The organism is Niallia sp. NCCP-28, assembly GCF_023168165.1.
Classification (GTDB): Bacteria; Bacillota; Bacilli; order Bacillales; family Cytobacillaceae; genus Niallia.
Window position 1 is genome coordinate 21,954 of the sequence record NZ_BQYJ01000020.1, and the last position, 7,307, is coordinate 29,260.

Here is a 7,307-nt window from a genome sequence, read left to right on the forward strand (position 1 = left end):
AATTACTACAGGAAACTTGCTTTGCTCCTGATTACTGTGTTCATTTCTTCCCATTAAGCTTTAAATTCTTTGCCAGCATCAACCCTTGTAGACTTTTTTCCTGTTTGCTGTTTTAATTTCTTGGCATTAAATTTCAAATTTTTTGCTGGTATCAATCCTTGTGGACGATACAAAGTTATTGCAATTAATAATGCACCAAAAATAAATCTTTGCATTTTCGCTGGAGATAATGCATCAGGAATGGTTGCAAAGGACCCAAGCCATGTAGTGATTTCTGCTAAAACTTGCAAATTTAAAATGGTAATAACAGCTGCACCTAATATTACGCCAGGAACACTGCCCATTCCTCCTAAAATTACCATTACTAAGATAGTGGTAGATTCCAGATAGGTGAAACTAGTTGGGTCAACAAATGTTTGTTTTGCTGCAAATACCACACCCATCATTCCTGAAAAAGAGGCGCCAATGGCAAAAGCCGTCAATTTCGTTTTTACAAGAGGAATTCCCATCGCTTGTGCAGCTATTTCATTTTCCCGTACAGCTTTCCATGAACGCCCTAATTTTGTATGTTCTAATTTTGTTACTGTATAGATGACAACCACAAATACAACTAATACGACATAATAGAATTGATTTGGAAAAATAAGTTTTATTCCAAATATTTCTGGCGGACTTATACTTGCAAGCCCCATTGCTCCATTTGTAATATTTACCGGCTTATCTAAATTATTAAATACAATTCGAATAATTTCTCCAAAACCTAATGTAACAATTGCCAAATAGTCTCCTTTTACCCGAAGAACTGGGATACCTAAAAGAACTCCAAATAATGCGGCAACAAAAAGACCGATAATGATAAAAATCCAAAAACTATTTCCTGATAAAGGATACTGTCCAAAAGGCATAAAATTAGCGGCTTGGGTTGTAGCAAAAATGCCATACGTATATGCTCCAACTGCAAAAAATGCTACAAAACCCAAATCAAGAAGTCCAGCCAATCCGACCACTATATTTAATCCCAAAGCCATGCAAACATAAATTCCTACCATTGTAGCCACTTCCATGTAAGACTGATAGGCAGGTCCATGACTTGCTGAAAACGGAAGGATAAACCCTAAAATAATGATGCCAATTCCCCATTTTATTTTAGGATTTAATTTTAAAAAATAGAGAATCAATAGAGAAAACAGCAAAAGCAAAAAAGCAACCACTGATTGTTGAGCCAAGTATAAACTAGCGCTCGTTACTAATACATATAATAAAAATAATATTGCTTGTGCCATTTTATTCTTCTGCAATGTTTCTATTAATTTTGTCATTGTACCCACCTACACTTTCTCTGCTACGGCTTTTCCAAACAAGCCTTCTGGTTTAAAGATTAGGACAATAATTAAAATAGCAAAAGCAACAACATCTTTATATTCGGCTCCTAAAAGCCCTCCTGTTATTACAGATAAATTTGCAGCAGTAAACATTTCTACAAGGCCGATAATCAGCCCTCCTACCATTGCCCCCCGAATATTTCCAATTCCGCCAAGCACTGCAGCTGTAAATGCCTTTAAGCCTAAAATAAATCCAATATATGGATCAATTGTGCCATATTGAATAGCAAAAAGGACGCCTGTTGCTCCTCCTAATGCAGAACCAACAAAAAATGTGACAGAAATAACTTTATTTACATTGATGGACATTAATGATGCTGTGTCCCTGTCTTGTGCAACAGCTCTCATTGCCATGCCCCACTTTGTTTTATTAACAAAAAAATCAAGACCAACCATTAAAATAACAGCCACTATAATAACAACTAAAAAGGAACTTTTAAAACTAGCATTTGAAATTCCTGGAAAGATAGAATCTAAAGGCAGTTTAATCTGATGGCTAAAAAAGCTGGGTGCCGTTAAAATATAATTTCCTTTATATAGTTCTGTAATAAAACGGACTATATCCTGCAACAAAAAAGAAATCCCAATAGCAGAAATCAAAGCTATTAATTTTGGCGCCTTCCTCAGCGGACGATAGGCTACTCTTTCAATTCCCATTCCCATAAAACCAGTAATAAGACTTGATATCAACAGCATAATAATTAATGTAAAGATTGCAGGCAGCATAGATGTCCAGCCAAGACTTGTAAACAACAATAAAACAGCTGTTCCAACAAATGCACCCGTCATAAATATTTCCCCATGTGCAAAGTTGATTAGTTCTAATATTCCATAAACCATTGTATAGCCTAAAGCAATTACAGCATATACAGCACCTAAAGTTAGCCCATCTATTAAAACTTGCGGTAAAGTTTGTAATATATCTGTCAGCATTTTCTTCCCCACACTTTTGTTATTATATTTTTAATCTCAAATGAACATCTAATATTATTTCGATTCGTCATCCATATTCTTATTTAAAGTTTTATGTACAAGTTTTTTACTATTCTTATATATTATTTTAATATTGCCTATTAAAAGTAAAAAGGGTACGGGATATCCATACCCTTTCTATTCAACTATTCTTTTTCAATTTCTCCATCCAACGTTGCTGGATATTTTGCTTCGTCAAATTTGTAGATAAAGATTTTTGCATAAGTGTTATCTCCTTTATCATCAAACCCAACTTCTGTTGCTACACCTTTGTACTCTTTTATAGCACGGACTGCCTTCATTACGCTTTCGCGTGTCGGCAATTTGCCATCGTTATCTTTAATTGCTTGTTCAATACCTGCTAATAGAGCACCCGCACTATCATATGCATAGGCAGAATATGATTCTATATTTTTATTAAATTTCACTTTATAGTCTTCCGCGAATTTTTTGCCTTCTTCTGTTTTTGTTACATCACCTGCAACAGATGTTAAATAAGAATTTCTCACAGCATCTCCTGCAATTTCAACAAATGTAGAAGAATCAAGGCCATCTCCGCCCATAAATGGTACATCAATGCCTTTATCACGAGCTTGTTTCACTAATAAACCACCTTCAGAATATAGACCCCCAAAATAGAGCAAATCTGGTTTTTTGGAAGATACTTGATTTAGGACGCCGTTAAAATCTTTTTCTCCAACTGTAATACCTTCATACCCTACAATTTCAGCACCTAATTTTTCCGCTGCAGCTTTAAATGCATCTGCTAAACCAGAACCATATGCAGTTTTATCCTGAATGACAAAAATCTTTTTTGCTTTTAACGTATTAATGGCATATTGTGCACCAGCTGGTCCTTGGAAATCATCGCGTGCAACAACGCGGCTTACCGATTTAAGATTGCGATCAGTAAAGTCAGTTGCTGTACTTGCTGGAGAAATGCTTATAATATTATATTTTTCATAAACTTCAGATGCTGGAATAGATACGCCTGAGTTTAAGTGTCCTACCACGCCTAGCACAGATTGATCAGCACCGATTAACTGGGCATTTGCCACTCCTTTTTTCGGGTCACCCTGATCATCTTTTGCATCTAATTGAAGATCAAACCCCATATCAGCAAACTTATCCTTTTGCTCTTCAATCGCTAACTGAGCCCCTAGTTTAATTGCTTCTCCTAATGTTGCGCTTCCTCCAGATAAGGGAGATTGTGTAGCAATCTTAATCACTTTTTTTCCGTCTGACCCGCTGCCTTTACCGTCAGAGCTGCTCGTTGAAGAGCACCCGCTAATTACACCAAGCGCTAAAGTTGCTGTCATTGCTAACGATAAAAATTTTTTTGAAATCATAGTTAGCCCCCTATTTTCTCTCGTCTTTAATTTAGGAATGCAGATAAAACCACTATCCTAAAAAAGGAATTAAATCCCAATATTAGAACTTCCTTGTATGGATTATAATCCTCAATAAGACAAGTGTCTTTGTTTTTGTAAGATAATCTAACCATATTTTTCAGAAAAAAGTATAAATTCCGACATCTTTTTTTTCGATATCCTAAATATCTGAGAAAAAATAATTTGAAATGAACTGAGTTTTGTTAGAAAAAGGCACAAGAGGTGCAATAGCAAAAAGAGAATTAATAAAGCATTGTATTAAACTCAATAAAAGATTAAATAAAAAAACTGGAGCAAGCTATTAGATCCCGTTTCCCCTTTTAAAGCTCGGGTGGACTTCTAATTGGCTTCTCCAGTTTGGCAACTTACTAGCTCCATGGTGCATTTGTATTGACGACACTTGCAAATGCCTTGCTGTGCTCTCTTCTATCTTTTCTAATTTTTACTCGTTCATCTGCTGTATTAAAAAGCATGATTTCTTCTTGGGATTGTGGAACCACTTTTGGTATCAATGTTGGTTTTCCTTGTTCATCCAAAGCCACAAACGTCAGAAAAGAAGTAGCAGCTAATTTTCTTTCCCCAGTCTTTAAATTTTCTGCGATTACTTTAACAAAAACCTCCATAGAAGATCTGCCAGTATGGGATACATATGACTCTAGACAAACCGAATCTGTTGGCCTAATCGGCATTAAGAAATCGACTGAATCTGTTGATGCCGTTACCACATCGCTTCTAGAATGCCTAGAGGCTGATATGGAAGCCACATCATCAATATAGCTCATCAGTTTTCCTCCAAATAAGCTATTGTGGTTATTTGTATCAATTGGAAATATTCTGCTTGTTTTTACTACCAGCGATTCTTTGCAAAACTTCTCTTCCCGCTCTTCCATTATTTATATGCCCCTTTGCAGTTATTTTTAAATAAAGCTATGCTAATAAATATTATAGATAGAACGATTTTTGGTTCATTCGCGAAAAACGAATGAACCAAAATCAAACGCAGTTAATGAGACATAGCTAGAAAAAGACCCAACACAATCTCCTTTTCCATTAATGATTAAACTCTAATTAGCTTTTCTACTTTACTAAAGGTAATTTCAATAAAAATATTGTAGTAGAACCATCTGATATTTGTAAAGATAAATGGCCATTTTGTGCTTTTGCTAATAACATGCTATATGGAAGCCCGAGACCAAGTCCCCGCTCTATATCTTTTTTATTTTTTCCACGATAGAATCTTTCAAAAATAAAAGATTGTTCTTCACTAGGGATGCCATATCCATTATCTTCTACCGAAATATATGCATTATTTTCATCATACACTAAACCAATTGTCAATTTGCCTAAAGTTTTTCCTTTTATTGCATGCAAACTATTATTTAATAAATTCACCACTATTTGCTGAAGACGAACACTATCTGCCATTGCAAAAACGCCATCCTCTGGACTAACATATTTTAATTCTACATTTTTTAATGCATCGCTATGCACAATTTCCCACTGATAGACAATTTCCTTTAGTATGCTTTGCAAATTCAATTTTTCTAAGTTCACCTTAATGGAGCCTGCACTAAAACTATTAAAATCAAGCAAATCCTCTACCATGCTTTGCAAACGTTTAGCTTCTTTCAAACTCATGTTCAGAAACTCTTTTTTCCTATCCTCTGAAACAATATTATCATTTACTGCTTGGATAAGTGCACTTACTGAAGTAATCGGAGTTTTCAGTTCATGGGTAACGCCTGCTAGCAATTGAGTTCGCAAACCTTCTAACGTTTGTAGCCTGTTAGCCAATTCATTAAAAGATAACACCAGTTGATGCAGTTCTTTTTCCTGCACCTCCTCATTTAATCGAATGTCATAATTTCCGCTCATCAGCTTTTGGGCACCTATTGCCACATCTTCCACTGGTTTCGCCATTTTTTTTGACAAAAAATAAATAACAAACCAGCCAAGCAGAGCAAGACTAGTTAACAGCAATCCTAATAATTGATACTCTTCTCTATTTATATGATTCAACTGATCATGTGGCTGAATAATATAAACAGATCCTGTTATCTTCCCGTCCTTTTTAATTGGAGAAATAATAACAGATGCTTTCCGGTTATCTATAAAGTCAATGGTTTTTACTGTCAACGCATTTGCCAAATCCATGGAGTGAATCAATGATTCTTGCTGGCTATCATTAATTGGCCCCCTCTCTTTCGTAGGGGAAATAATTTCTCCTGTTTTTGTCTTAATATAGATTGCTAGAGGCTGTCCATTATTGATGAACTGCTGTCTATCTTGCAAAAAGGGAAATCGAGTCTCCGAAATACTTTCTAACTCCATATCACTTGCCCTATCTGATATTTCCTGCGCCACCAGCTTTGTTAATTCCAGCTTATTTTCTAATGCGTTATGGCGTATCCAAAATATCGATACCACTCCAATAATGACTAAACCAGCTACTAATGTGAATAGATATCTTTTGGTCCAATAATAAAGCAGGGGAGTTTTCGTTTTATTGCTTTTCTTGAACATAGAATTGATAACCCAATCCACGCAATGTTTTAATTTCTCCATCTTGAGAATCCCACCCATTTAGTAATTTCCTAATTCGTTTTACAGCAAGATCAACAGCCCTATCGCTTCCGTCATAATCTATCCCCCAAACTTGATCAAGGAGCTGATCTCTTGTAAAAGTTTGATTTGGATTACTTGCCAAAAAAAGGAATACAGAAAGATCTCTTGGAGTAAATGATATTTCAATCCCATTTAAAAAAACTTGATGGGATAAATAGTTGATTTTTAAGTTTCCATAATACTTTATATCCTCTTCTTTTTGATATTGAGGCGATCTTCTTAATACAGCTTGAACCCTCGCAATCACTTCTTCTGCAACAAAAGGCTTTGTAATATAATCATCTGCTCCTTCTCCAAATCCCTTTAATTTCTGATCAGTATCCGATAATGCAGTCAACATAATGACAGGACAGGCGCTTTTTTCTCTAATATATTTCAGCACTCCCCATCCATCTAGATATGGCATCATAATATCCAGCAAGATAAGGGAAGGGTGCACTTCATCTACCTTTTTAAGTGCTTCTTCTCCATTGTAAGCATAGCTGACTGTATAGCCTTCTTTTTCTAAATAAGCACCTAAAACCATTGAAATTGCTAATTCATCTTCGACAATCAATATATGTTTCATACCCTAATTCCTTTTATATTTTTCCTTATTATACAAGAAGATCTATAGAAAAGAATAGGGACTCCCAATTTCCTGTTCTAGAAAGCGGACACTTTTCTAGAGCAGGACTGATAGAATCCCCTCCTTCTTCCTATTCTTTTTACTGATATCTTAATGCTTCTAATGGACTTAAATTAGAAGCTTTATTTGCTGGGAAAATCCCAAAAATAACGCCGATGAATACAGAGAATCCAACCGATCCACCAACTACCCACCATGTAATCTGCATTGTCATATCCAAAAGGTTCGATAATAATTCGGCACTACCAAGGCCGATTAAGGCACCTAATATGCCGCCTAAAGCACTCAGTACGGTTGCTTCAATCAGGA

At 35.6% G+C, this 7,307-nt stretch carries 7 protein-coding genes; all 7 read right to left on the reverse strand.

Annotation, left to right across the window (positions count from 1 at the left end):
- Positions 1–53: 53 nt before the first annotated feature.
- A complete protein-coding gene (locus NCCP28_RS23005) occupies positions 54–1,319 on the reverse strand; it encodes a branched-chain amino acid ABC transporter permease (protein ID WP_248563490.1) in 1,266 nt (421 codons plus the stop codon).
- A gap of 9 nt (positions 1,320–1,328) precedes the next feature.
- Positions 1,329–2,315: a branched-chain amino acid ABC transporter permease gene (locus NCCP28_RS23010; protein WP_248563491.1), complete on the reverse strand. Its 987-nt coding sequence runs from the start codon at positions 2,313–2,315 to the stop codon at positions 1,329–1,331.
- A 185-nt stretch (positions 2,316–2,500) separates the two neighbouring features.
- A complete protein-coding gene (locus NCCP28_RS23015; protein WP_248563492.1) occupies positions 2,501–3,703 on the reverse strand; it encodes a branched-chain amino acid ABC transporter substrate-binding protein in 1,203 nt (400 codons plus the stop codon).
- A 410-nt stretch (positions 3,704–4,113) separates the two neighbouring features.
- Positions 4,114–4,635: an acyl-CoA thioesterase gene (locus NCCP28_RS23020; RefSeq protein WP_248563493.1), complete on the reverse strand. Its 522-nt coding sequence runs from the start codon at positions 4,633–4,635 to the stop codon at positions 4,114–4,116.
- Positions 4,636–4,822: 187 nt separating this feature from the next.
- Entirely contained in the window at positions 4,823–6,310 is a 1,488-nt protein-coding gene (locus tag NCCP28_RS23025) for a HAMP domain-containing sensor histidine kinase (RefSeq protein ID WP_248563494.1), read from the reverse strand.
- The gene (locus NCCP28_RS23030) at positions 6,249–6,938 is read right to left on the reverse strand and encodes a response regulator transcription factor (protein ID WP_248563495.1); all 690 of its coding nucleotides are present in this window, start codon (positions 6,936–6,938) and stop codon (positions 6,249–6,251) included. Before NCCP28_RS23030 ends, NCCP28_RS23025 begins: the two co-directional genes overlap by 62 nt.
- A 139-nt stretch (positions 6,939–7,077) precedes the next feature.
- Positions 7,078–7,307 (reverse strand): ABC transporter permease (locus tag NCCP28_RS23035; RefSeq protein WP_309296649.1); only part of this gene is annotated, 230 nt, incomplete at its 5' end.